This window comes from Streptomyces sp. NPDC093085, assembly GCF_040683935.1.
In the GTDB taxonomy this organism is placed as follows: domain Bacteria; phylum Actinomycetota; class Actinomycetes; order Streptomycetales; family Streptomycetaceae; genus Streptomyces.
Map to the genome: position 1 here is coordinate 196,929 of NZ_JBFBFB010000011.1, position 22,042 is coordinate 218,970.

Annotated in this window: 27 protein-coding genes; 11 read left to right on the forward strand and 16 right to left on the reverse strand. The window is 68.4% G+C overall.

The annotated features are described in order from the left end of the window. Nucleotides 1-98: 98 nt before the first annotated feature. The 11 genes from AB0O07_RS26760 to AB0O07_RS26810 form a co-directional block, all read right to left on the reverse strand. On the reverse strand, nucleotides 99-2,336 hold the full coding sequence (locus tag AB0O07_RS26760) for a cell division protein FtsK (protein ID WP_365637686.1): 2,238 nt from the start codon (nucleotides 2,334-2,336) through the stop codon (nucleotides 99-101). A gap of 150 nt (nucleotides 2,337-2,486) precedes the next feature. Continuing rightward, complete coding sequence (locus AB0O07_RS26765) at nucleotides 2,487-2,828, reverse strand: RRQRL motif-containing zinc-binding protein (RefSeq protein WP_365637689.1); 342 nt, start codon at nucleotides 2,826-2,828, stop codon at nucleotides 2,487-2,489. Next, entirely contained in the window at nucleotides 2,825-3,706 is an 882-nt protein-coding gene (locus tag AB0O07_RS26770) for a protein spdB (RefSeq protein WP_365637692.1), read from the reverse strand. The genes AB0O07_RS26765 and AB0O07_RS26770 overlap by 4 nt, the downstream gene beginning before the upstream one ends. Continuing rightward, on the reverse strand, nucleotides 3,703-3,885 hold the full coding sequence (locus tag AB0O07_RS26775; RefSeq protein ID WP_365637695.1) for a hypothetical protein: 183 nt from the start codon (nucleotides 3,883-3,885) through the stop codon (nucleotides 3,703-3,705). Before AB0O07_RS26775 ends, AB0O07_RS26770 begins: the two co-directional genes overlap by 4 nt. Further along, entirely contained in the window at nucleotides 3,882-4,151 is a 270-nt protein-coding gene (locus AB0O07_RS26780) for a DUF6284 family protein (RefSeq protein ID WP_365637697.1), read from the reverse strand. The genes AB0O07_RS26775 and AB0O07_RS26780 overlap by 4 nt, the downstream gene beginning before the upstream one ends. A 134-nt stretch (nucleotides 4,152-4,285) precedes the next feature. Then, nucleotides 4,286-4,498: a hypothetical protein gene (locus AB0O07_RS26785; RefSeq protein ID WP_365637700.1), complete on the reverse strand. Its 213-nt coding sequence runs from the start codon at nucleotides 4,496-4,498 to the stop codon at nucleotides 4,286-4,288. A gap of 100 nt (nucleotides 4,499-4,598) precedes the next feature. After that, nucleotides 4,599-4,820: a hypothetical protein gene (locus AB0O07_RS26790; RefSeq protein WP_365637702.1), complete on the reverse strand. Its 222-nt coding sequence runs from the start codon at nucleotides 4,818-4,820 to the stop codon at nucleotides 4,599-4,601. A 107-nt stretch (nucleotides 4,821-4,927) separates the two neighbouring features. After that, on the reverse strand, nucleotides 4,928-5,125 hold the full coding sequence (locus tag AB0O07_RS26795; protein WP_365637704.1) for a hypothetical protein: 198 nt from the start codon (nucleotides 5,123-5,125) through the stop codon (nucleotides 4,928-4,930). Nucleotides 5,126-5,181: 56 nt separating this feature from the next. Continuing rightward, on the reverse strand, nucleotides 5,182-5,577 hold the full coding sequence (locus AB0O07_RS26800; protein WP_365637706.1) for an RNase adapter RapZ: 396 nt from the start codon (nucleotides 5,575-5,577) through the stop codon (nucleotides 5,182-5,184). Then, entirely contained in the window at nucleotides 5,574-5,720 is a 147-nt protein-coding gene (locus tag AB0O07_RS26805; RefSeq protein ID WP_365637709.1) for a hypothetical protein, read from the reverse strand. The genes AB0O07_RS26800 and AB0O07_RS26805 overlap by 4 nt, the downstream gene beginning before the upstream one ends. Before the next feature lie 5 nt (nucleotides 5,721-5,725). Then, nucleotides 5,726-5,851: a hypothetical protein gene (locus AB0O07_RS26810; RefSeq protein ID WP_365637712.1), complete on the reverse strand. Its 126-nt coding sequence runs from the start codon at nucleotides 5,849-5,851 to the stop codon at nucleotides 5,726-5,728. 834 nt (nucleotides 5,852-6,685) lie between these two features. Between AB0O07_RS26810 and AB0O07_RS26815 the strand changes: the two genes are divergently transcribed. Further along, on the forward strand, nucleotides 6,686-7,444 hold the full coding sequence (locus AB0O07_RS26815; protein ID WP_365637715.1) for a helix-turn-helix transcriptional regulator: 759 nt from the start codon (nucleotides 6,686-6,688) through the stop codon (nucleotides 7,442-7,444). A gap of 2 nt (nucleotides 7,445-7,446) precedes the next feature. Next, nucleotides 7,447-7,920, forward strand: coding sequence for an NUDIX domain-containing protein (locus AB0O07_RS26820; RefSeq protein ID WP_365637719.1), 474 nt, complete (start codon nucleotides 7,447-7,449; stop codon nucleotides 7,918-7,920). Here the strand turns inward: AB0O07_RS26820 and AB0O07_RS26825 are convergent. From AB0O07_RS26825 to AB0O07_RS26845, 5 genes are all read right to left on the reverse strand, one after another. Then, on the reverse strand, nucleotides 7,908-8,480 hold the full coding sequence (locus tag AB0O07_RS26825) for an HD domain-containing protein (protein WP_365637722.1): 573 nt from the start codon (nucleotides 8,478-8,480) through the stop codon (nucleotides 7,908-7,910). The two genes, AB0O07_RS26820 and AB0O07_RS26825, sit on opposite strands and share 13 nt — an antisense overlap. Continuing rightward, the gene (locus AB0O07_RS26830) at nucleotides 8,477-8,947 is read right to left on the reverse strand and encodes a GntR family transcriptional regulator (RefSeq protein ID WP_365637725.1); all 471 of its coding nucleotides are present in this window, start codon (nucleotides 8,945-8,947) and stop codon (nucleotides 8,477-8,479) included. The genes AB0O07_RS26825 and AB0O07_RS26830 overlap by 4 nt, the downstream gene beginning before the upstream one ends. A 572-nt stretch (nucleotides 8,948-9,519) precedes the next feature. Continuing rightward, complete coding sequence (locus AB0O07_RS26835; RefSeq protein WP_365637728.1) at nucleotides 9,520-10,407, reverse strand: IS3 family transposase; 888 nt, start codon at nucleotides 10,405-10,407, stop codon at nucleotides 9,520-9,522. Then, complete coding sequence (locus AB0O07_RS26840; protein ID WP_365637730.1) at nucleotides 10,404-10,703, reverse strand: transposase; 300 nt, start codon at nucleotides 10,701-10,703, stop codon at nucleotides 10,404-10,406. Before AB0O07_RS26840 ends, AB0O07_RS26835 begins: the two co-directional genes overlap by 4 nt. Nucleotides 10,704-10,754: 51 nt before the next feature. Beyond that, nucleotides 10,755-10,856, reverse strand: coding sequence for a hypothetical protein (locus AB0O07_RS26845; RefSeq protein WP_365637733.1), 102 nt, complete (start codon nucleotides 10,854-10,856; stop codon nucleotides 10,755-10,757). Nucleotides 10,857-11,518: 662 nt separating this feature from the next. Between AB0O07_RS26845 and AB0O07_RS26850 the strand changes: the two genes are divergently transcribed. The 9 genes from AB0O07_RS26850 (at nucleotide 11,519) to AB0O07_RS26890 (ending at nucleotide 22,041) form a co-directional block, all read left to right on the forward strand. Next, entirely contained in the window at nucleotides 11,519-12,571 is a 1,053-nt protein-coding gene (locus tag AB0O07_RS26850; RefSeq protein WP_365637736.1) for a glycosyltransferase, read from the forward strand. 5 nt (nucleotides 12,572-12,576) lie between these two features. Next, entirely contained in the window at nucleotides 12,577-14,166 is a 1,590-nt protein-coding gene (locus AB0O07_RS26855; protein ID WP_365637739.1) for a glycosyl hydrolase family 28-related protein, read from the forward strand. Then, nucleotides 14,141-15,163 carry a glycosyltransferase family 4 protein gene (locus tag AB0O07_RS26860; protein ID WP_365637741.1) on the forward strand — a complete coding sequence of 341 codons (1,023 nt, stop codon included), beginning with the start codon at nucleotides 14,141-14,143 and terminating at the stop codon, nucleotides 15,161-15,163. Before AB0O07_RS26855 ends, AB0O07_RS26860 begins: the two co-directional genes overlap by 26 nt. Nucleotides 15,164-15,241: 78 nt before the next feature. Next, nucleotides 15,242-17,038, forward strand: a complete 1,797-nt coding sequence (locus AB0O07_RS26865; protein WP_365637744.1) for an ABC transporter ATP-binding protein — start codon at nucleotides 15,242-15,244, stop codon at nucleotides 17,036-17,038. Continuing rightward, nucleotides 17,035-18,834, forward strand: a complete 1,800-nt coding sequence (locus AB0O07_RS26870) for an ABC transporter ATP-binding protein (RefSeq protein ID WP_365637747.1) — start codon at nucleotides 17,035-17,037, stop codon at nucleotides 18,832-18,834. The genes AB0O07_RS26865 and AB0O07_RS26870 overlap by 4 nt, the downstream gene beginning before the upstream one ends. 70 nt (nucleotides 18,835-18,904) lie before the next feature. Continuing rightward, nucleotides 18,905-19,537: a hypothetical protein gene (locus tag AB0O07_RS26875; RefSeq protein ID WP_365637749.1), complete on the forward strand. Its 633-nt coding sequence runs from the start codon at nucleotides 18,905-18,907 to the stop codon at nucleotides 19,535-19,537. A 1-nt stretch (nucleotide 19,538) separates the two neighbouring features. Further along, nucleotides 19,539-20,471, forward strand: coding sequence for an NAD(P)-dependent oxidoreductase (locus tag AB0O07_RS26880; RefSeq protein WP_365637752.1), 933 nt, complete (start codon nucleotides 19,539-19,541; stop codon nucleotides 20,469-20,471). Then, nucleotides 20,468-21,679 (forward strand): hypothetical protein, encoded by a 1,212-nt coding sequence (locus tag AB0O07_RS26885; RefSeq protein WP_365637755.1) that lies wholly within the window; start codon nucleotides 20,468-20,470, stop codon nucleotides 21,677-21,679. Before AB0O07_RS26880 ends, AB0O07_RS26885 begins: the two co-directional genes overlap by 4 nt. After that, nucleotides 21,676-22,041: a cupin domain-containing protein gene (locus AB0O07_RS26890; protein ID WP_365637757.1), complete on the forward strand. Its 366-nt coding sequence runs from the start codon at nucleotides 21,676-21,678 to the stop codon at nucleotides 22,039-22,041. Before AB0O07_RS26885 ends, AB0O07_RS26890 begins: the two co-directional genes overlap by 4 nt. Nucleotide 22,042 lies beyond the last annotated feature (1 nt).

Below are 22,042 nucleotides of genomic sequence, written 5' to 3' on the forward strand. Positions count from 1 at the left end.
CGCTATCCGCTAGCGGCCTGATCACGGGCGGTTTGGGGCGCTAGCGGGGGCGCTAACGTTAGCGAGGGGTGCCGCTAGCGTTAGCGCCCCCCGGGTGGTCAGCTCGCGTCTCGCTTTCCGTCACGCTCCGCAATCGCGGTGGTGAGGTGGGAGCGGTCGACACCGCGCCGGTTGACGACCTTGCCGTCCACCCGGCGCCCCACCTGGATCGTGGCGATGCCGTGCGGCTTCAGCGCGGCGGCGAGCGCTTCGGGATCCCACCCGCCATAGACGTCCGGCCGCAGCTCCGCGAGCCGGGAGGCGATCGTCTCGGACCACACCTTGGGCTCACTGGCGGGGACGACGGCCAGCACATCGGCCAACAGGTCGTAGCCGGGCCCGGTATCGGCGTCGAACTCTTCCCCGAGCGCGTGCCCCGACAGCGTGCCGGCGCTTTCGCGGAGCGTGCGGGCGCGCATGCCGATGGTCTCGGCGGTCGGGGCGTCGACGTAGACGGAGGACACGATCCGCGCGTCGGCGCCTTCACCCACGAAGTAGTGGATGCCCTTGTCCTTCCACGAGAACATCGTGGCCCTGATGCCCCGCTTGTACGAGGAAGTGCCCAGCACCATGTCGTTCTCCAGTTGGCCCATGACCTTGAGGCAGAACCGGGCTGACGCGTTCGCGCTGATGCCGGTGGGCAGGGCCTTGGCGTCCGGGCGCTGTGTGGCCAGCAGCAGGACGATGCCGGTGGCGGGGCCGCGCTTGACCAGGTCGGTGCAGATCTCCTCGAACTCCGCCCCGTGCTTGGGGTGTTCGAACCACACCTGGCACTCATCCACCCCGATCACGATCGGGTGCAGACCGAGCTTGGGCTTGTTCGCCAGCTCGGAGGTCACCTTCGACTCCGGGCACAGGTCCCTCGGCAGGGAGCGGATCATCTTCGCCCGGCGCCGCAGCTCCGCCCGCAGCTCCCGCAGGTCCGCCAGCGCGTATTCGATGTCCTCGTCGTCGTCCCCGGCCCGGTGACGGTGCGAGACCCGCTCGCCCACCGGGTCGAGGTCGCCGGTGCCCTTGAGATCGTAGGTGTGCAGTTGGGCGCGCACATCGAGGGCGGCGATCAGCAGAAGCAGCCTGAGCAGGAACGTCTTGCCCATACGCGGGATCGCGCCGATCACGGCGGCGATGTACATGAGGGTGATCTCCACCCACCGCCCGCGCTGGTCGGTGCCGAACGCGACCGGCTTGAACAGGTCCACGCTTCCGGACCTGGCCAGGGGCCACGCGGGCTTCTTCGCGGTCGACATGTCCTGATCCCCGACCCACAACACCAGCCGCCCCGTGTGCTCTTCCGGCACCGCCTCCGGCCACACGCAGCCCAGCGGGCGGCGCAGACCGGAGGCGAGCTTGTCGCGGCGCTCGATCACGTCGGTGACGGTGACGCCGTAGGGGAGGTTGCCCTCCGCGCGCCAGCCGGGGCCGTCGCGGGTGATGGGGGCGGTGAACTGGAATCCGTCGCGGCCCTTGGTCTGCGCCTGGTTGATCGCGGGGATCCCGAGCGCACCGAGGGCGCGGAGCACGATGTCACTGGTGAGTTTCGGCGCGTTCGGCAGCTCCACCGCCCGCGTGACGACCGGGTCGTCCGCCCGTGTGCCGGCGGCTCCCAGAGCGAGCACCACCGCGCCGACGGACAGGACTTGAAGCCAGCCCGGGGCCAGAACGTAGAGGGCCAGGGCCGCGCCGATCCCGACGAACAGGGCCAGCACTCCGACCAGGGTGCGCATGCGGACGCGTCCGTCACGCTGACGGGAGAGCTTCAGGTACTCGGCGGCATCCTCCCGCCGTACGGCGGCGAGGCGGACCGGCTCGCCCTCCCGGTCGGCCACCCACCGCATGGACCCGCCCACGAACCTCGCCGCCCCAACAGGCGACTGAAGCGCGAGGCGCCCGGCGTAGTAGGGGGTGCGGATCGCGTGGTACCCGGCGAGATGGCCGTAGTGCCCGGCTACCCACCGCGCCGCGGTTTTCAGCTCTGCCCGGGAACGCAGCCAGCCGGGCACCATCACCCGACGCTTCGCCCCCATCAGACGGCCCAGGTAGCCGGGCCCGGCCGGAGCCGGACCGTCGACCATCACGCGCGCCGCCGGATCCGGCTCGCCCTCCGGCTCACCCTTCACCGGGCCGGTCGGGATGGTCGGTTCGGTGCGGGCGGAGCGGGCCTTGTCGAGGTCGACCACCTCAGCACCCGCGCTACCTCCGGAGTGGACCCCGAAATTGAAGTCGAACCCCGCGTCGGCGGCGCCGGTCATGTCGGATTCGAGCCGGTTGAACAGCTCGTTCTCATCCTCGTGATTCACTGAATGTCCTTCCCGGACATGGGTCGGAAAGGGAGCCGGACGGCGCTTTGGACGGCCGATCGTCCGGCTCCCTGCTGTGCGGTGCGTGCCCCGGGCCGGAGTCGATCGGGCGCCCTCACGGCGTGACTGCCGGGGCCGATGTGCTGGGGATCAGGCGGCGCGCTGTTCCTCGGAGTCGTGGCAGGTCACGCACATGCCCAGCGAGGTGGGGATGCAGTACCCGGCGTCGGTGCGGCAGGTGGGGCAGGTCCGGCGGGCGGTCATCGCTTTGGCGAGTGCCGCCCGCCGGGCCGGGGTCATCGGCCGGACCGGTAGGGCTTGGTCGATGCGGTAGAGGTAGGCGACCAGCGGCCCGCGCCGGCGGCGGGGCCGTTCGAGTTGCGCGGCGACGTCTTGCCCGCCGGGCCGCAAGCCCAGCGCGCGGAGCTGACGGCGTGTCGCGTAGCCGTGCGGGGCGAGACGCCACCGGAAGACCGGAAGGGTCCCGCTCACGCCGCCACGCGCTTCCATGCCGCCCGCAGTCGGGTTTCGGATGCGGAGTGGCCGGCCGCGCGGAACCGGGTGGCCATTTCGCGGTAGGTCAGGGCGGGGGTCCGGCTGTGCCGGATCTGGTCGACCAGGGCGTCGAGCGCCGCGTCCGTGAGCGCGGGAGAGGTCTCCAGCGCGGCCGGGCCGACGGGCGCGCTGGGACCCCACAGAGGCAGTTCCCACCGGGCCGTGACGCCGGGTGTGACGCCGGGTGTGACGGGGGTCGTCACGCAGGTCAGCGCGCTGCCCGTCTCCCTGTCCTCCCGTACGGCCGCCAGTGTCGACCACGCCTTCGAGAGTGCTTCGGCGGTCTCGGCTTGGACGCGTGCGACGCGGGCGCCGGCCTGCGTCACGGCCGTCAGCCGCGTCTCCTCGGTGGCCGCTTCCGCCCGCAGACGGGCACGGGCCACGGCCGCCTCGTCCCGCGCTTCCTGCTGGATGCCCTGGATCGCATCGAGGGCTTCCCCGGTGAGCGCGGTGCGCTCCCACAGCCCGTGCACCAGCCACAGGGCCTTCGCCGCGATGGGCAGCCACGCGACGGCGAGCCAGGCGCCGGCGTTCGTCTCGGCGGTGAGCGCGTGCGCCACCAGGACGCCCGTCGCCACCGCCCCGAACGACCAGCCGACGGCGGTGACGCCGGTGGAGTGGTCGCCCTGCGCGGCCAGGCGGCGTTCGTAGGCGAGGGTGGCCAGCCATCCCCCGTCGATCCCCAACCCGACCACCAGCGCGACCATCCACGGCATCGCCGTGCCCAGCCACATCACCACCACAGCCAGGGTCAGGACCATCGAGACGACCGTCATCGCCACAGCGGGAAGCACGGTCTTGACACTGCGGTTCATCGCTCGGCCCCCTCAACCGTCGCGATCAGCGACGCGACGACGACCTTCGTACGGCCGACCAGAAAGGCCAGGTCCGCTTCGGTCACGGTGAGCCAGTCGATACGCTCCATGTCGGCGAGCAACCGCCGCCCGGCCTCCACCGGGTAGGCGTTCGCCCCGGTCAGCGGTCGGGCGCTCACGCGGCACCCCCGGACAAGCCCGCGACGGCGGACCGGTTCGAGAGCTCCCGGCGGGCGGTCAGCAGCCGGTTGCAGGCCCGGCGGATCCGCCGGGCGTCCATCTCGGTGACCGGGCGGTCGATGGTCGTGATCTGCGCGTCCAGCAGGTCGACGTCCGCCAGGATGACGGGCATCTCCCGCTCGATCGCGTCCAGCTCGGCGGCCGTCGGCTCACGCCACGGCGCGAACGCCGTAACGGCGTCCTGAACAGTAACGATGGGTTCCATGAGTCGTGCACTCCCTAGCAGGTGGAACGGCTCGAAAGCGGCCCCGGTGCTCGAACACCGGGGCCGCGCCGTTCGTGGACGGAAGTGCCCCGGCCGGGAGTCGAACCCGGCCTGCGACCATCGGGGCCGTGCGGTCAGTGGTTGAAGGTGTTGGTGGTGCCGCCACCGTGCTGGTCCCCGTTGACCACGGTCGCCCCGGCTCCGGTGATGGTGATGATGGTCTGGTCCCCGGTCCCGCTGTGCACGGGACCGGTGGCGTTCTGGATGACCGCACCGGTGGAACCGGCCTGGATCACCGTGTCCGCCCGGCCGCCGCTGAAGCTGTTGTCGGTGTGCCGCTCGCCCATGACGTACCTCCTGGTCTGCCTGGTGTGCCGGCCGGATGACCGGTGGTGCCCCGGGCCGGAGTCGAACCGGCCCTGCGACCATCGGGGCTGCGCGAGGTGCTTACTGGCCGTGGCGCGGGAACCAGGTCCCCTTGCGGGCGTCGCTGAGTTCGTCCAGGTATTCGTCCACGGCGTCGGCCATCGTGGCGGCTACGCGATGCTGGCCGGCAGCCTCAAGGGCCTTCTGGGCGTTCCGGGACGCCATGACGTCCGCTTCGATGTCGGTGGTCAGTTCCTCGGTGGACAGGGAGCCTTGGGAGAAGTAGTGACGGGCGGCGCTCATGGGGACCCCTTTTTCGGTGATGAGTGATGAAATGACCGGTTCTGTGTCCGGCAGTGCCCCGGCCGGGAGTCGAACCCGGCCTGCGACCATCGGGGCGGTGGTGCTGGTCAGTTGGACGACGGGTAGCCGTGTCCCTTGGGCGGGTACTCGCCCGCTTGCTCCTGCCGTGCGGCGGTGAAGATGCCTTCGCGGACGACGTCGACGAACTCACGGTCGACCGTCTCTCCCTTGCGGGCGGCGTCCGCGTGGTAGGAGCCCAGGTCGGCGGCCATACGCCTGTCGGTGGCCTCGCTCTTCCAAGCCATGATCAATCCCTTCGATGTGACGGACTGTGCGGTCAGCGGGGGTGGTGGACGCGCGGTCAGCGCTGGACGACGGGACGGCCGATGTCGCGGTGGGTCAGCACCACCGCGAACCCGTCCTCGCGCAGCCGGTCGGCGAGCGCGGCGGCGAACGTCGGGGCGCGGTGTCGGCCCCCGGCGCATCCGTCGGCCACCATGACCGTGCCGGCGCTGGGACCGGAGGCGAACGCGGCGACCGCGCGGGCGGTCGCCTCCACCAGGTCCGTGATCCCCGGAGTGCCCAGGACCGCCGCGCGGACCGGGGCGTCATCAGCGGTCATGTACCGCAGCTCCGGGCTGACGTGCGGATCACGGAAGTGGGACCGCAGGTCAATCACCAGATGCGCCGCCGGCGGCGGGGCGTGCAGGAAGCCGAACGACACGATCTCGACGATGGCCCCACGGCTGGCCCTCATCGGGCCGCCTTGAAGCGCTTGTTCTGCGCGGCCTGCGCGGCCAGAGCTGCCTGACGGGCGGCTTCAGCCGCCTTGGCGGCGCGTTCGGCCTCAGCCATGTGGTGAGCGGCGGCGGGCTCGGTCTTCGGGAGAGTGGCGGCCATCGCGATCACCCGGCCAGCAGCACGGAGAACGCGCGGGGCTTCGGGAGAGTCGCCCCGGGCTTACAGACGGGCAGCGGCGGCTTCTCGTCGGCCGCCGTCGCGGACATGGGCTGTACCTGGCTACGATCCATCACAGGATCGCCTCCTACGCGTATAGGGGTTGCGGTCTCAGGCCCCGTCCGGCGGTGCAACGCCGGGGCGGGGCCGTTGTGCTGCGGTACATGGAGCAGGGCGTCTTGTCCGGCTCCCCCTCACCACCCGGCACACGTCCGGGTGGATCGGGCAACCGGCCGCAGCGCTCTCGGAGCGCTGCGGAGACAGGTCGAACCGCAGAGCCGCACCGGACCTCAGGACCGGGCCGTCTCACGCGGTGGGTGGCGATGAGTCCGGCGCCGCCGTGTCAGCCCACGACGGCGCCCACATATGTCGACGGGTCACGAGAACTCCCAAGACGGGAAGAGGGGAAGGGGGGGCTTCACCGGACCGCCGTTGCCACGGCCGGCCCGGTCCCGAGCCCACAGAATCGGGCGCGTCATCGTCTCTGCTCTGGCGCGTTCAGCAGGGCGGTACGTGGGGTGGCGCCCCCGAAGGGGCGTTCTCCAGAGCCAGCACGTGAGCACCGCCGACGAACATCACCCGGTCGCCACGGGGATCAGGTTTCTCACCCGATCTCAGTTCACTGTTCAGTTTTCAAGCAACCAGCGCTTCCTTCAAGCCCGTTTCACGGAGCCCTCCGGGCGTACGTACCGTTCGGGCCTCACGGCCGTTGCGGTACCTGTATTACAGGTCCTGCATCGTGCTTCCGTCAAGTCGCGCAGCGGGCTTGGCGGGGTTCTGCACCGGAACTTCTTGGCGCACCATCAGCATCGATGCAGGTCAGGGGCGTTGTTTACCCCGTACGTGGACAGCTCGAATTCATCTGGCTACCTTCGAGAGGTCCCTAGACGTCCCATCGGGGAGTGGAGATGTCCAACGAGCGCTTAAGGTCGGCCCTTCTCGCCCAGGGCATGACCGTGCAAGACCTTGCCGACGCGATCGAGGTCAACCCGAAGACGGTTGAGCGCTGGATCACGCAGGGGAAGGTGCCGTACCGGCGGCATCAGTACGCCACCGCATCCCAGCTCAAAGTCGACGTGACGACCCTGTGGGACGATGGCCGCGCGGTGGAGAGCGCGACGGACCTCAGCAAAGCTGAGATCGTCACGGTCTACCCGCACAGGCACATGGTGCCGGCCGGACTGTGGCGAGAGCTCTACTCGCGTGCGGAGACTCATCTTGACGTGCTCGTCTACTCCGGCCTCTGGCTGTCTGAGGACCCCCAGCTCCACGACCTGCTGAAAGAGAAGGTTCAGGGCTCGACTCAGGTCCGCATCCTGCTGGGGGACCCGGGATGTGCCGCCGTCGCCCAGCGGGGCATAGACGAGGGCCACCGCATCATGGACGGCAAGATTCGCAACGCCCTGGTGAACTACCGACCGCTCTTCGCCAGCCACCCCGACATCGGGTTCCGGCTGCATGACGCGACGCTGTACAACTCACTCTTCAGGTCCGACGACGAAATGCTCGTCAACACCCACGTCTACGGCATCGGTGCCTACATGGCCCCCGTGCTCCACCTGCGGAGACTCCCCGGCGGCGGGCTCTTCGACACCTACGCGAATAGCATCGAGCAGACCTGGGGAAGCGCACGCCCGGTTACCGATCACGACATCACAGGAGTTTGACCATGGGCCGCATCGACTACCTTCACGACCCCGACGCACCGCCGGCCAACTCCGTGGTGCCCTCCGTGGTGGCGTTCGTCCAGAACGACGCGGGCGCCGTTCTGGTGATCCGCCGCTCCGACAACGGCAGGTGGGCCCTCCCGGGCGGCGGTCACGACGCCGGGGAGTTCATCAGCGACACCGTGGTACGTGAGGTCTGGGAAGAGACCGGGATCAAGGCCGAAGTCGTGGACATGTCCGGGATCTACACCGACCCCGGGCACGTGATGCAGTACGACGACGGAGAGGTTCGCCAGCAGTTCAGCATGTGCTTCCGGGCCCGGCCCGTCGGCGGGGAGGTCCGTACGAGCGACGAAACGACGGATGTCCGCTGGGTCTCGCCCGAGGAACTGTCGGAGTACGACATCCACCCCACCATGCGCCTGAGAATCGAGCACGCGATGGATCGGGCCCGGACCACGCCCTACATCGGCTGACGGGGGGTGCTGGCGAGCCGTCCGAGCACCCGGGCCGCGCTCGCCAGGATCTCGGGTTCGGCGCGGCGGATGAACGTGCCGATGAGGCTGTCGACGCCGTACCGGCCGACGATCTCGTTGACCCGGTCCACAGCGTTCGTCGGGGCGCCGTCAGGCGTCGTGCTCATGTCGCAGTAGCACAGCGCGTCGTTCAGGTCGGCGTTCTCACGCGGGAACTCGTTCTCCAGCTCATCGCGCAGTCCCCGGGCGTCCGCCTCCATCCACGAACAGGAGTGGTGCGCCACGAGGCGGACGACCCGTTCGTCTGCGGAGACGACCTCCCGGAGGTAGCGAGCGCCGTCCAGCGGATGGAAGCCAGTCTTGGCGACGTCGGGCGCGTACCCGATGTCGTGCAGCACTGCCGCTGCCTCCAAGAGATCGGCGTCTGTGCCGAGGACCGGAGCGATGGTCCGCGCTCGCTCGGCAACCCCCAGTGAGTGCGCCCAGCGGCGGGGCAGCGCATCGGAGAGCAGGGACTCGGCAAGGGGGTAGGCCCACTCGGTCATTCCGGCTTTGTTCACGGTTCGGAACGCTCCTTTCGTTCGGGCGGCAACGCCCGTACGGTTCGCGGCTTCCCCTGCTGGGCTTCTGACAGCAGCCCCGCCGCCTCCAGCTTGTTCAGAACCTTGGTCACTGTGGGGCGCGAGGCGCCGAAGCGGTCACTCAGGGCAGAGGCGCTGGGGAACGGCTGCCCCACAGTGAGGCCATCGGTCCTGAAGACTTCGGCAATCCGGTCGCTCAACGGCCGGCGGTCGCCGTGCCCGGACGTCCGTACTACCCGCCAGCGCCCCCCGGGCACTGCTTCGGCGACCCCCGCCTTCTTGAGCGCGCCGAAGGCCCTGAGCGCCACCCCACGGGAGATCCCGTACTCACGCATGAGTTCTGCGGCGGAGGGGAGCTCGGTCATCTCGGCATCCGCCTCGATCTGAGATCTCACCGCGTCAGCGACCTTCAGGTAGGTCCCTCTGGGGCTGATCTTCTGTGACACGCCCACTCCCTCTCTCTGCCCACGATCGTGGACAAGCGTGGCACGTTCAACGAGGTCTCGGCACTGCTGTCCCTCTTCCTGAGCATGATCGTGCTCCGAGCCCGGTCTCACTTCTGGTCTCAGATGCTGCGGATTCCGTGGGTGTCCACCCACGTCCGTAGGTGTCCAGCAAGCGTTCTGACCAGCGGAGGGAGCCCTCACATGGATGCTGGTGGACGCCCACGGAACAAGATCGGACAACTCGTAATGCGTAGGTCTCGGGTTCGAATCCCGAAGGCGGCTCAGAAAAGGCCCAGGACAGACAGCCTCTGATCTGGGCCTTTATGCTTTTCTTGATCCATTCTCGGCGGTGATGTGTTCCGCTCGGGGCACCATGATCGCCACCGGTGGACAACCGGTGGACAGGCGTGCAGCGGGCGTGCAAAGCGGTGGACAGGCGGGGGGCGGCCGACCGGCAACGGGGAGGCAACTTCAAGAACGCATCTGCGGTCCACGGGCCGCGATCCGTTGTGAGCGCTCTTGGGGGGGTTCCTGTAAAGTGAAGTTTCCCCGTGATCTTGGACACGTGGTGGTTATGCCGCGAGGGCGTGCTGATGCCACTGCCTGGTCTCGGCTGGGGTGAGGTAGCCGAAGGTCTTGTGCTTGCGCAGGCGGCGGCGGTTGTAGAACGTCTCGATGAAGTTGAAGACCTCGGCGCGGGCGGTGGCCCGGTCGGGCCAGGTGCGGGTGCCGATCTCCTCCTTGAGCAGGGCCCAGAAACTCTCCGCAGCGGCATTGTCGAAACAGGATCCCGTGAGCCCGCAGCTCTGCCGAAGCCCCAACTCTCTTATTCGATTGCCGAATTGGGCGGACGTGTACTCGCTGCCGCGATCGCTGTGGATCACGCAGCCGGGCTTCAGGTCGGCCCGTCCTTGGGCCATGTCGAGGGCGTCGACGACGAGTTCGGCGCGGTGGTGGTCGGCCATGGCGTAGCCGACGACCTCGCGGGTGGCCAGGTCCAGCCAGCAGGCGAGGTAGAGCCAGCCCTCGGCGGTGGGCAGGTAGGTGATGTCGCCGACCAGCTTGCTCCCGGGGCGCTCGGCGTGGAAGTCGCGGCCGATGAGGTCCGGGGCCGGTTTCGCCTTCGCATCCGGCCGGGTCAGCGAGCGGCGCTTGCTCCGGGTGACGCCTTGGATGTCGCGTTCGCGCATGATGCGGGCGATGCGCTTGCGGTTCACCCGCCTGCCCAGGCGCCGCAGTTTGGCATGGGTGCGCGGGACGCCGTAGGTGTGCCGGGAAGTGATGTGCAGCACGGTGATCTCGTGCGCGAGCGCGTCGTCGGCCTCCTGGCGCCTGCGTCGGGCGGCCTCGCCCTCGCGCCAGGCGTAGTAGGAGGAGCGGGCCACGTGCAGCACCCGGCACAGCAGGACGATCGGGTAGTTCGCCTTCTCCGCATGGATCAACCGGTACAGCTCGCTCACCGGTTGTTCTCCCTCACGGAGAAGGCGGTCGCTTTTTTCGGGATCTCGATCGTCTGCTGCTGCTCGCGGTTCTCCTTGCGCAGCCGCTTCAGCTCCTCGCGCTCGGCGCGGGTCAAGTCGCCGGGGGCGCCCTCGCCCCGGTCGGTCTTGGCCTTGCGGTACCAGCCGCGCAGGGACTTGGAGCTGATGCCGAGTTCCCGGGCGACGGCGGTGACCGTCTTGCCCGAGGAGTCGACGAGCGCGATCGCGTCCTGCTTGAACTCCTCTGTGTGCCGCTTCGTGTACTTGCTTCCCACCTGGTGCTACTTCCTCTGGAACCTCACGTCCCAGTCTCCAGGAGTCCACGATCAAGGGAAAGCTTCAGTAACTACTTGATGCCCCAGCTCTGCCATGCAGGCGGCATGAGTAACTCCGAGATACCCGCAGCCGAGTACGGAGATCGAGCGCACTTATGTCCCTCTCCTCACGGTGAACAGCAGATTGAGCGGTGCACGAGAGAAGTTCCGATGCGCGAAACACTGAACAGCCCCCTGGTGGGCCAGAATGCAGCATCCGAGGGTCTGCACGCGGCACCATGGAAGGTTCGGTTGCTCGGCGAGTGGGTGTCAACCCGTCGAACGGAAAGCGCTATCTGGGCTGCGAAAGATCCAAGCCAGATGATGACGCCGGCCGACGGGCGAGTCGGCCGTCGACCCTTCGTGTGTAGCGGTTGCATGGGCAACCATCATGCAACTCACCCATCTGCGGAAACAGGCGCTGCTGTTGCTGCTTGGAGTACCGCCCCACGTTCGACTCCTCGGGCGGCGTCCGGAGTGCCAGGTGCCGTTCGAGATCTCGACCACCCGAAGTGGCGGAAAATCGTATGCCCTTTGCGCACCTTTTACTTTCCGAGGTTGATCGCCTCATGGAGTTGTGTGATTGTTCATGGGCTCGATTGCAGGCCCCAATTCGACGCGGGCGGCGTCAGAGTCGCCCTTTTCGATCGAGAGTGAAATCCGGACTGCCTGAACCTCTGATTGTGTGGCACCTTTTTGCCTATTGCGGTAAGGCGGCGCCCGACCGGAGGTGCGACGTTCCGCAGGCGGTCGACCGAATTACAGAGAGGTGAGTCATGGGCAATCGAGTGCTGTCTTTCGCTCTCAACAAGAAGGGGATGGGGCATGCTTCACGACTCGTCGCCGTCCACTCGGTTCTGCGTGAACTGGGATGGAGCTCCAGCTTCTTCGTCGGACACGAACACCGAATCGTCGCCGACTACGGTTTCGAGCAGATCGTGATACCAGAGCGGACGTATGGTGATCCGCCGAGCCTGGAAGCCAGGAAGTCCGACATCCGCCGTGCGGTCATTCGTGAAGTGATGACCGATGGCGATGTCGTACTACACGACGTGGTCGTCCATCCTGAGCTGTACGAACTGGGGATGACTCGCCGATGTCACCAGGGCTACATCTACCGTGAACGAAAAGATCAAGCTGATCCGACCGCGGTACTCCGCGCGGTCGAGGCGTCGGCGGTCGACGTGGCTTATGTTCTAGGTCGCGCGGGACTCAGCGATGTGCGGCATGGGATCCGTGTGATGGGTGTACCGGATGTCGTGCGCCAACGCTTGGGTGACGAAAGCATGTGGGAACCCGGCGATCCGGGTCTCCGGGTCCTCGTCACGTCTGGTGGCGGCGGGCACGACGACGCCGAGTCCTTTCTCAATTCGGCGATCGCCGGCATCGCGCGGATGTGCACCGACCGGGCGCTGCGGACGACCGTGCGGGTCGTGACAGGCCCCTACTTTCGCGGCGGCTTAGCGTTAAAGCCCAACCCGTATGTGAGTCTGCGCGTGACTTCCTATGTGGACCCGCACCACTCGCTCTATGCGGATACCGACATCATCGTCTCCCAGGGGGGCTACAACACAGTCCAGGAGCTGAAACTCGTAGGAGTCCCGGCCGTCGCGGTGGCGGGCGAACGCATGCTGGACGACCAGCATGCCCGACTCGCGGAACTCACGGCACGAGATCATGTGATGGTCTCCGGTTCCGCACCGGAAGAGATAGGCAAGCGGCTTGCCGCGCTTCTGGACACCCCGGCCGGAACGACGATCGCGACCACGCCGAGGCCCTCGGGTGCGGAGGCGATCGCGCGGGACATCGTCCGTCTCGCCGAGCGGTGAGCCCGGTGGACACCTGGCAGGAATTTCTCGCAGACCCCCTGCGGCATCCCGCCATTCCCTACGTCGCCCTTGCCGGATACCGACTGGGGCGGGACATCCCGCAACCCGCACCCTGCTTCGACGTCACTGACTACGGTGCACACGGCGACGGACGACACGACGACACCGCCGCGATCAACGCGGCTGTCTTCGCGGCGGGGCGGGCCGGCGGAGGCTGCGTCGTCATACCGTCCGGCCGCTATGTCCTGAGCGACGTCATCCGGGTCTGCCACGACGACGTCGTCCTGCGGGGCGCGGGCAGTGGCCTTACCATCCTGACCTGGCGGCGTCCGCTTCAGGACCTGCTCGGTGTCAACAAGAGCAGATTCGGCGGCGACAGTTCGGCCTGGAGTTGGTCGGGCGGGCTGATCTGGGTGTGCGGCGCGGCACGGCTTCGCAGGGTACTTGCCGGCATCTCGGCCGGCGACTGGCCCCGCGAAGGCTGGCTCGACCGGGGCGAGGCCGCGCAGCACCACCTCGCGGCGGTCAGTGCGCCGGCACGTCGAGGCGACTCCGTCCTCACTGTCGACTCCACCCGGTGCCTGCGGCCGGAGCAACGGGTGATCCTGCTCTGGAGCGCGGGGGAGCGGCACAGCCTCCTCAGACACATAGCCGGAGACATCGAGGGCGCCCACTCCTACCCCTGGGGAGAAAAGCGTAAGCTCCTCTCCTACTTGCCGTACGCCTGGCCCGTTCAGATCGAGCGGGTCGAAGACGGGCACATCCTGCTGCGCCAGCCGCTGCCCCTCGACATCCGTGAGGAGTGGCGGGTCAGGCTGGTCACCCCCGACGACCCCATAACCGGCGCGGGTGTGGAGGGAATGACGATCTCGCTCCCCCAGGGGCGGATGGAAAGGCACCTCCAGGACCGCGGATACAACGGGATCGCCTTTCAGTGCGCTTGGGACTGCTGGTGCAGTGACGTCGTCTTCGACGGTGGCGAGAACGGTCTGATCCTCGTCTCCAGCAAGAGCGTGACCGCCCGTGAGGTCACGGTGTCGGGAGTGAACAGGCACCACTCGTTCGCGTGCAGAGAACAATCCCACGACAACCTGTTCACCCGGTTCCGGATTCTCCTCGGTGACGAGGCTTGCAGCGGCCCCTTTCATCACGGCATCAACGTCGAGGCGCTGTCCAGTGGAAACGTCTGGAGCAAGGGCAGGATGGCTGCCGGGACCTTCGACAGCCACCGTGGGCTGCCGTTCGGCAACGTCCGGACTGACATCGATGTCTGCAACGACGGTTGGATGAGCGGCTCTGGAGACGCAGGTCCCAGATACGGCGCGCGCTTCGCGCACTGGAACATCACCGTCACCAATGGCCGCGCCAAGGGCATGAAGATCGACAACATGGCCCCTCGCAGCCTGACCGCCGGTGTCTCAGGAGCTGACGCGGACACCAGCCCGGAAGATCCAGACTACAGCGGAGACATCTCCGCCCTTCTTGAGCCCTCCTGCCCAGATGGTCTCGCAGGCCGGGATCTGCACGCCGCACAGTGCCAGTTGACCATTGACCGGAATGCGGAGAATCATGAGAATCCTGTACGTTTCCGCTGACTACGCCCCGAACGCCAGCGGGGCCGACATTAGTGCCCACTCGCTGCTGAGCGGGCTCGGCGCCCGCGGTTTCGACGTCACCGCGCTGATCGACGAGCGATTGCGGGAGCGTACCGACTCCCATTACCGCGACGAGACAGGCGTTTCGTTCCGATACACCTCGGACGTTGAGCTGGAACAGACTCTCGACGAACTGCGCGCCACACTGCGTCCGGACGTCGTGATGATGCAAGGGCTGTGGCTGGACCGGATGCTGGAGTGGTCAGCTGCACGAGACGTCCCGCTGATCTGGTTCGTCCGCAGCATGGAGCACAACGACTGCGTTCACGCCATCGACGCTGCCCGGCCCACCTGGTTGGTGGCCAACTCGCCGACCGTCGCGGACTACATATCCCGAGTCTGGAGTCGGGACTCCGTCACACTGCTCCCATTGATCGAGCCGGCAGAGTTCCGGGCACCCGAACGCACCCCGGACGGCACCGTGACGCTGATCAACCCTGTGGCCCAGAAGGGCGGAGTGCTCTTCAGCCAGCTGGCCGCACGCTGCCCCGACCGTACCTTCCGCGCCATCCGCGGCTGGCGGCAGGACGGGCCGGTCAAGCCCGCCTATGTGCAGATGCCGGCCAACGTCGTCGTGGACGGACCGTTCACCGACATGCGCGAGGTCTACGCCGGCACCCGACTGCTTCTCGTCCCGTCGGTCTGGGAGGAGGCTTTCGGCCGGGTGGTGGTGGAAGCCATGATCAACGGAATTCCCGTCCTGGTCAGCGACCGGGGCGCGTTGCCCTGGCTCGTGGGCGACGCTGGAACCGTCGTCCCCTCCGACTCTGCGGAGGCGTGGCAAAAGGCACTGGACGCCTACGACGATCTGGCCGTCTACGAAGCGGTCTCGCGTAAGGGCGTCGAAAGGGCCCGCATGTTCCATCCCGACCGGCTCATCGACGAGTTCGCCGACCGGCTCCGTACGGCGGCGGAACAAGGCTGGCCCGCTCACTGAGCGCCCCCGCGACATCAGCAGATCATTACGGACACCGCTGGGCGCATCGAGACGTTCATCGGCGACAGGAGGTGACCCATGTCCGCAGTCACCGCCCACGGACTCCGGGACGGGCTGAAGGTGGTGGGGAGAGGTATCCGGCACGAGCCGTTCCTCTTCGGTGTCGCCGCGCTGGGTGGCCTGGTCTACGGCGTGGGCACAGCCGCCGCCGGATGGGTGCTCGGGCAGGTGACCCAGCAGGTGCTCGTCCCCGGCTTCCAGACGGGGAAGGTCGACGGGCCGCGACTCGCGTGGTGGCTCCTGCTGCTGGCCGGAGTGGCGCTGGCGACAGCGGGCGGGGTGCTGGCCCGGCGGGCGGTGGCCGGCAAGGTGATGTACCGGCTGCAGCGCCGCTACCGGCAGGAACTGACCAGCAAATACCTTGACCTGCCGGTGTCCTGGCGCAGCCGCCACCCCGGCGGCCGCCTCCTCGCCACCGCGACCTCCGACGTCGAGGCGACGTGGCAGATCTTCTCGCCGCTGCCGATGGGCATCGGTGTGGTCGCCATGGTCGTCACCGGCGGCATCCTCATGTTGGTCGCCGACCCCGTACTCGGATCCCTGGGACTGTCGGTGCTGCCAGCACTCGCCCTGCTCAACTGGGTGTACCAACGGCGCATCGCGACCCGCATCGCTCGCATGCAGACATTGCGCGGCGAACTGTCCTCGATAGCCCACGAGAGCTTCGAGGGGTCTCACGTCGTGCGCAGCCTGGGTGTCGAGGAGCATGAAACCGAGCGTTTCCTTACCACCGCGGAGGCGTTGCGGGACGCGGACGTCGCCGTCGAACGCACCCGCAGCCTCTTCGACGCCGCATTGGAAGCCCTGCCGTCTCTCGGAGTGCTCGCGGTGCTGGCCGTCGGCACCGCACGGACCGTCGCACACACAGCCGACGTCGGCGACATCGTCCAGGTCTCCTACCTGATCTCGATGCTCTCCTCGCCGATCCGCTCCATCGGCTGGGTCCTGGCGGAACTGGCACGAGCTGCCGTCGGATGGGGACGGGTGCGAGCCGTGCTCGCCGAAACCGGTGCCCAGTCCTACGGCAGGCAGGACATGCGCCCGGACGGCCCGGGCGAGTTGACGCTGGTCGGCGTCGGCTACGGCCACCGGCAGCCGGACGGCACCACCAACGACGTGCTGAGCGAAGTGAGCCTGCGGATCCCAGGCGGACGCACGGCGGTGATCGTCGGCCCCACAGGCGCCGGCAAGTCGGCGCTGGCCTCCCTCCTGGTCCGGCTGACCGACCCCACCCGGGGGCGCATCACGCTCGACCAGACCGACCTGCGCGACCTGGCACGCGACGCCCTGCGGCGGCACGTGGTGCTCATCTCGCAGGAGACCTTCGTCCTGGACGACACCGTCCGCACCAACGTCACGATGGGCGGCGGCGACTGGCACGACGAGGCGGTGTGGCAGGCCCTCGACACCGTCCGGCTCAAAGACACCGTGAGTGCTCTGCCAGGCGGCCTGGATGCCCGAGTGGGCGAGCGCGGCACAACGCTGTCCGGGGGTCAGCGCCAGCGTCTGGCACTGGCCCGTGCCGTGATCCGCTCACCGCGACTGCTGGTGCTGGACGAAGCCACGTCCGCGATCGACCCCCATGTGGAGGCCGAGATCCTCGGCGCGCTCTCGGAGAGGTTCCGGGACACGACCGTGGTGCTTGTCGCGAGCCGGATGGCCACCATCGTCGCCGCCGACGAGGTCGTCTACCTGGAGGCGGGCCGAGTCCGCCAGTACGGCACCCACGCCCAGGTGTTCGCAACGGACGCCGGCTACCGGCGGTTAGTGACCGCCTACGACCACGACACACGGCAGCAGGAAGAGACGTCATGAGCGAACCCGTGAGCCGAGAGAGCCTCGTGCAGAGCCTCCGCCACGCCCTGCACGTCTCTCCCGAACTCGTACGCGGCGTGGGGCTGACCCTGGCCATCGGGGTCGTGGCGACGGCCGGACGGCTCGCGGTGCCCTTCACACTGCGCGAGACCGTCGACAACGGACTGCGCGCGGCCAGCGGTCCGGACCCGGAACACGTGGAAGCGATGGTCGCCGTCGGGGCGCTGGGCATCCTGCTGACGGGCGCTGCAGGCTACTTGATGAACACCCGCATGCTGAAGGCCGCCGAAAACGCCCTGGCGAAAATGCGGACCGCCGCCTTCCGCCGCATTCACCGGCTTCCGCTGACGAGCGAGGACGCCGAACGCCGCGGCTCCCTCGTGGCTCGCGTCACGACGGACATCGACACCATGTCGACCTTCCTCCAGGGCGGCGGACTGGTACTCGTACTGTCACTGGGGCAGTTGACCGTGGCCACCGCGCTGATGCTGGCATACTCCTGGCAACTGACCCTCCTGGTGTGGCTCTGCTTCCTGCCGCTGTTCCTCTGGCTTCCCTCGCTGCAGCGACGGGTGGCGCACGCCTATACGGCGGTCCGCGCCCGGATGGCGGACATGATGTCAGCGCTGTCGGAGGCGATAGCGGGGGCCACCGCCATCGAGGTCTTCGGTGCCCGGGCACATGTCCGGCGCCGGGTGGACGAGGCGATCTCCCAGCACGAACGCGAAGCCGTCAGAGCCCTCGGCACGGGCGCCGCCGGATTCAGTTGCGGCGTACTGCTGTCCGGTCTGGTGGTGATGCTGATCGTCGGCTTCGGCGGTTGGGGCGCTTTTCCCGGCCTGACCCTGGGCGAACTGCTCGCCTTCGTCTTCCTCGTCCAGCTGTTCACCGTGCCACTGCAGTACGGCACGGAGATGCTCAACGACCTGCAGAACGCCGCCTCTGGGTGGCGACGCGTCGCCGAGATCCTGACAGCCTCACCCGAACTGCCTGAATCGCACAGCTCGCGGCGGGAGCTGCCGCCGGGGCCGGTCGCCGTGCGGCTGGACGGCGTCGTGCATGCCTACCCGGGCGGGGAGCCGGTGCTCCACGACGTCAGCCTGGAACTCCGGGCGGGCTCGAAGACCGCGATCGTCGGGGAAACCGGATCGGGCAAGTCCACGATTGGCAAACTGCTGACCCGGCTCATGGATCCCACTGCGGGGCGCGTCCTGCTGGACGGGACTGACGCCTGCGACACGCCCCTCGCAACCTTGCGGCAGCGAGTGACACTCGTACCGCAGGACGGGTTCCTCTTCTCGGGCACCCTGCTGGAGAACCTCACCTGGGGCCGCCCGCACCTGACCTCCGACCAAGTCGGAGAGGCATTGCGTGAGCTGGGACTCGACGACTGGCCGACGACACTGCCGGCGGGACTGGCGACGCAGGTGGGCCCGCGCGGGCAGAACCTGTCGGCCGGCGAGCGGCAACTCGTCGGCCTGGTGCGCGCCCACCTCGTCGGTTCGGATCTGCTGGTGCTGGACGAGGCCACCTCCGCCGTCGATCCCGCGCTGGAGACCAGGCTGCGCAAGACCATGGACGCCGCCTCGCGCTCACGCACCCTGGTGACCATCGCCCACCGCCTGGCCACGGCGGAGACAGCCGACCTGGTCGTGGTGGTGCACGAGGGGCGCGTCGTCGACTGCGGCACCCACACCGAACTGGCCGAGCGATGTGCCGACTATCAGCGGCTTCTGGCCGGCTGGACTCGACGAGGCACCGCGGGGGCCTTGGACACCGAGGGGGAGTTGCCATGACTGTGATCATCCGGCGGCACGCGCCGCTGCCGTCGTCTGTTGTCAGCGACGAGAGGAGAGAGGAGGCGCAGTGAGTTCGGACGACGCTTCCGCCGTGATCCGCCTCGCCCGCCCGGTCTCGAAAGTGATCACGCTCGGACCTGCCGGAACCGACGCACACCACATAGCGAGCGGCCTGGGCACCACCCTGCTGGTGGAGTCCTTCCCGCGGGCCATGGAGGTCGCCTGGCAACAGGACGCCCATGCGCTGATCACTCCCGGCTTCGTGGCCCGTACCGCGGGCGAGATCTCCGACACCTGGGTCAACCTGCACTTCCGCTACAGCGGACGCATGGAGATCGTCCGCGCCTGGCCGGCCGCGACCAAACCCATGTGCGTGGCCGTCAACCGCCGCCGGGTGCAGGACCTTTCCTGCGCCGAGAGCATAGCGATCCATCCCTCCACCGCGTTCTTCGCCGACCGGCACGCGGCCGGCCTGCAGCGCACGTTCGTCGACGCCAAGCCGCTGGCGGTGGCGCTGGCCGCGGAAGGAACCGTGGACGCCTGTATCGGCTCGCTGGACGTCGTACAGGCCGCTGGCGATCTGGAGGCCGTCGAGGTCTTCCATCCCCAGATGCTCTGGTGCCTGTACCAACGCACCGCGAGAGCAGCGACACCGCTGACCGTCGACGACCTGGTCACCGCCACCGGCTCGGGAGCCTGACATGGCACACACCCGACAGGTCGCCGAGCCGCACCGTATCGGCGTACTGGGCGGCGGGATCATGGCCCGCGCCGTCATCGCTCGACTCCACGACGCCGGCCACCGGCTCCGCCTGTACAACCGGAGCCCGGAGAACTTGGCCCCGTTCGCGGACCGCGGTGCGAAATTGTGTGCCACTCCCGCCGAGGCGGCGTGGGACGCCGACGCCGTGCTCTCCTTCGTCTCGGACGATACCGCGAGCGCCGCCGTCTGGTACGGCTCGGCCGGGGCGTTGGCGTCGCTGCGCCCGGGCGCCCTGGCGGTCGAATGCTCCACACTGTCCGTCTCGCACACCGAGGGCTGGGCGCGCGTCTGCCGCGAACAGGGCGGCCACCCGGTGGACCTGGCCCTCACCGGCAGTCTGCCCCGCGCCGTCCAGGGCACCCTCATCGGCTTCGCTGGAGCGACGACCGAGGACCTCACGCGGCTGCGCCCGCTGACCGACACCTTCACCGAGCACGTTGTGCACTTCGGAGGGAACGGCGCGGGCATGCGCTACAAGCTGGTGCACAATCTCGCCGCAGCCACCACGCTCGTCGGGCTCGCGGAGGCATTGAGCCTCGCCGAGACACTCGGACTCGACATGTCCCGGACGGTCTCGACTCTGAGTGCCTACGGCTGGGCGGCGCCGGTGGCGCAGTCCAAGGCATGGGACATGGTGCGGGCCAGCCATACCGACGTGATGTGCAGTCTGGCGAACCTCGCCAAAGACGTCGGCTATGCCTTGGCTGCCGCCGGTGACGGTGACGCCGAGCTGCCCCTCGCCCACGCCCTGTGCACGGCGTTTTCCGACGCCGCCGCGCTCGGTTGCGGCCCCCTGGACATGTCGGCGGTCAAGCTCGCGTACGCCTCGCCACACCCCGAGACCCACGACCCGAGGGAGGGCGACCGGTGACACATTCCGCAGCGACACACCTCGCACAGAGCGCGTTCACACGCACCCTGTTCATACCGGAACCCGTCAAGCAGGAGCTCTCGCACCGGCTTTCTGAGTACCTGACCGAAGCGGCGCAAGCCTTCCCCAAGTTGGCGGGGGAAGGCACCGATCTCTATCTGGCCGGCTCGCTGGCACGCTCGGAAGCGGCCGTGGAGCCTGCCGGTTCGGGGTACAGGCTCGCTTCGGACCTGGACTTCGTCGCCGTCACGCAGACGCCTGATGAGCAGCCCGAGCTCGTTGCGCAACTGCTGGCGCACCTACGTGCCTTCGACGACGACTTTCTGCCGACCTGTTTCGTGCTCGGCCGGTCGCAGGCCGCCAGAGTCCGATCGCACTTCGGCCACGACCTCTGGCAGGGCTCTCGACACCCGCTGGTGCGAGGTTCGTCGGACGGCGGCCCGGCACGACCCGCCCTCGGCCGACAGGAGATGCTGGAAGTCGTCGTCCACCAACTCGCCAACTACCTGCTGGTGGCACCGGGCCCGGCCGACGAGGTGATCGGACGAGGCCGCGCCACCCCGGAACACCACCTCCGCAAGCTGCAACTGGAGCTGCTGCGGGCACATGCTCCGGTCCTCGGCGACGACGTGCCCCGCTACGCGGACCTCCCTGCGGTCTCCCGGACCCCGCCCCTCGACGCCCTGGTGTCACCCGAGTTCGTGCGCGAGCTGGTGCGCGCCAGGGAGCTGTCACAGCGCAACCCGGAGCCCGCGACGCAGGGGATCCAGAGGGTGCTGCGCCTGCTGTCCGCGCTCTTCATCCGGATGAGACCCGGCGTCACCGACGCCGATGGCCTGGCGGCGGCCCTGTACGCCGAAGGAAGAACCCGCCATGGCGTTCTATGGCTCTTCCAACTCTGCCTCATTGCCTACTTCACGCTGACCGTCAGCACGGGGGGTGCCGCGCGGCGGGCCGCAACGACGGTGCTCGCGTTGTGGTGCCGGCTCGACAGTGCGGAACTCCGGGAAGCCCGCGAGATGCCCGACGTGGTGGCGGCGCTCGACCCTGGCGAGGTGACCGACCCGACGACGCCCCAGGCCGGACTGCTTCACCAGGCCATGACGCTGCTGCGGCTGGACTACTACCACTACCTCGGGCCACTGAACTTCGGACGCATCGACTACCCGGGCTACTCCACGCCCCGGGGAACGGGAGTGAGGGCATGACAGAGCAGACGACCCCCGCGCACGTGCTTCACGCCTATCCCGACTGGGTCACGGCACTTCCCGAGGTGGACACCTCGTTCCCCGGCGCCCACGGCCACCTGCTGTCCGGCGCGCATGGCCAGCTGGTGCTCTGGAGGTTCGACGAGGGCGGCTCGGTGCCGGTGCACAGCCACGGCCCTCAACTCGGCATGGTGGTACGCGGATGTGTGCGGATGATCCGCGGTGGCCGCACAGTGGCCTACCGAGCCGGTGAGTCGTTCTCGCTGGCCGACGGTGAGAACCACGGGGCCGACATCAGCCCGGGCACCCTCGTCATGGAACTGTTCGCCGAGAACGACAGGCACCATGCGAGGGCCAGCTGAC

What these genes read in the sequence shown, in the direction of transcription:
- AB0O07_RS26770 (WP_365637692.1), bottom strand. Translation starts at nt 3,706, where the DNA reads ATGAACCGCAGTGTCAAGACCGTGCTTCCCGCTGTGGCGATGACGGTC.
- AB0O07_RS26780 (WP_365637697.1), bottom strand. Translation starts at nt 4,151, where the DNA reads ATGGAACCCATCGTTACTGTTCAGGACGCCGTTACGGCGTTCGCGCCG.
- AB0O07_RS26785 (WP_365637700.1), bottom strand. Translation starts at nt 4,498, where the DNA reads ATGGGCGAGCGGCACACCGACAACAGCTTCAGCGGCGGCCGGGCGGAC.
- AB0O07_RS26790 (WP_365637702.1), bottom strand. Translation starts at nt 4,820, where the DNA reads ATGAGCGCCGCCCGTCACTACTTCTCCCAAGGCTCCCTGTCCACCGAG.
- AB0O07_RS26795 (WP_365637704.1), bottom strand. Translation starts at nt 5,125, where the DNA reads ATGGCTTGGAAGAGCGAGGCCACCGACAGGCGTATGGCCGCCGACCTG.
- AB0O07_RS26800 (WP_365637706.1), bottom strand. Translation starts at nt 5,577, where the DNA reads ATGAGGGCCAGCCGTGGGGCCATCGTCGAGATCGTGTCGTTCGGCTTC.
- AB0O07_RS26805 (WP_365637709.1), bottom strand. Translation starts at nt 5,720, where the DNA reads ATGGCCGCCACTCTCCCGAAGACCGAGCCCGCCGCCGCTCACCACATG.
- AB0O07_RS26810 (WP_365637712.1), bottom strand. Translation starts at nt 5,851, where the DNA reads ATGGATCGTAGCCAGGTACAGCCCATGTCCGCGACGGCGGCCGACGAG.
- AB0O07_RS26815 (WP_365637715.1), top strand. Translation starts at nt 6,686, where the DNA reads ATGTCCAACGAGCGCTTAAGGTCGGCCCTTCTCGCCCAGGGCATGACC.
- AB0O07_RS26820 (WP_365637719.1), top strand. Translation starts at nt 7,447, where the DNA reads ATGGGCCGCATCGACTACCTTCACGACCCCGACGCACCGCCGGCCAAC.
- AB0O07_RS26850 (WP_365637736.1), top strand. Translation starts at nt 11,519, where the DNA reads ATGGGCAATCGAGTGCTGTCTTTCGCTCTCAACAAGAAGGGGATGGGG.
- AB0O07_RS26860 (WP_365637741.1), top strand. Translation starts at nt 14,141, where the DNA reads ATGAGAATCCTGTACGTTTCCGCTGACTACGCCCCGAACGCCAGCGGG.
- AB0O07_RS26865 (WP_365637744.1), top strand. Translation starts at nt 15,242, where the DNA reads ATGTCCGCAGTCACCGCCCACGGACTCCGGGACGGGCTGAAGGTGGTG.
- AB0O07_RS26870 (WP_365637747.1), top strand. Translation starts at nt 17,035, where the DNA reads ATGAGCGAACCCGTGAGCCGAGAGAGCCTCGTGCAGAGCCTCCGCCAC.
- AB0O07_RS26880 (WP_365637752.1), top strand. Translation starts at nt 19,539, where the DNA reads ATGGCACACACCCGACAGGTCGCCGAGCCGCACCGTATCGGCGTACTG.
- AB0O07_RS26890 (WP_365637757.1), top strand. Translation starts at nt 21,676, where the DNA reads ATGACAGAGCAGACGACCCCCGCGCACGTGCTTCACGCCTATCCCGAC.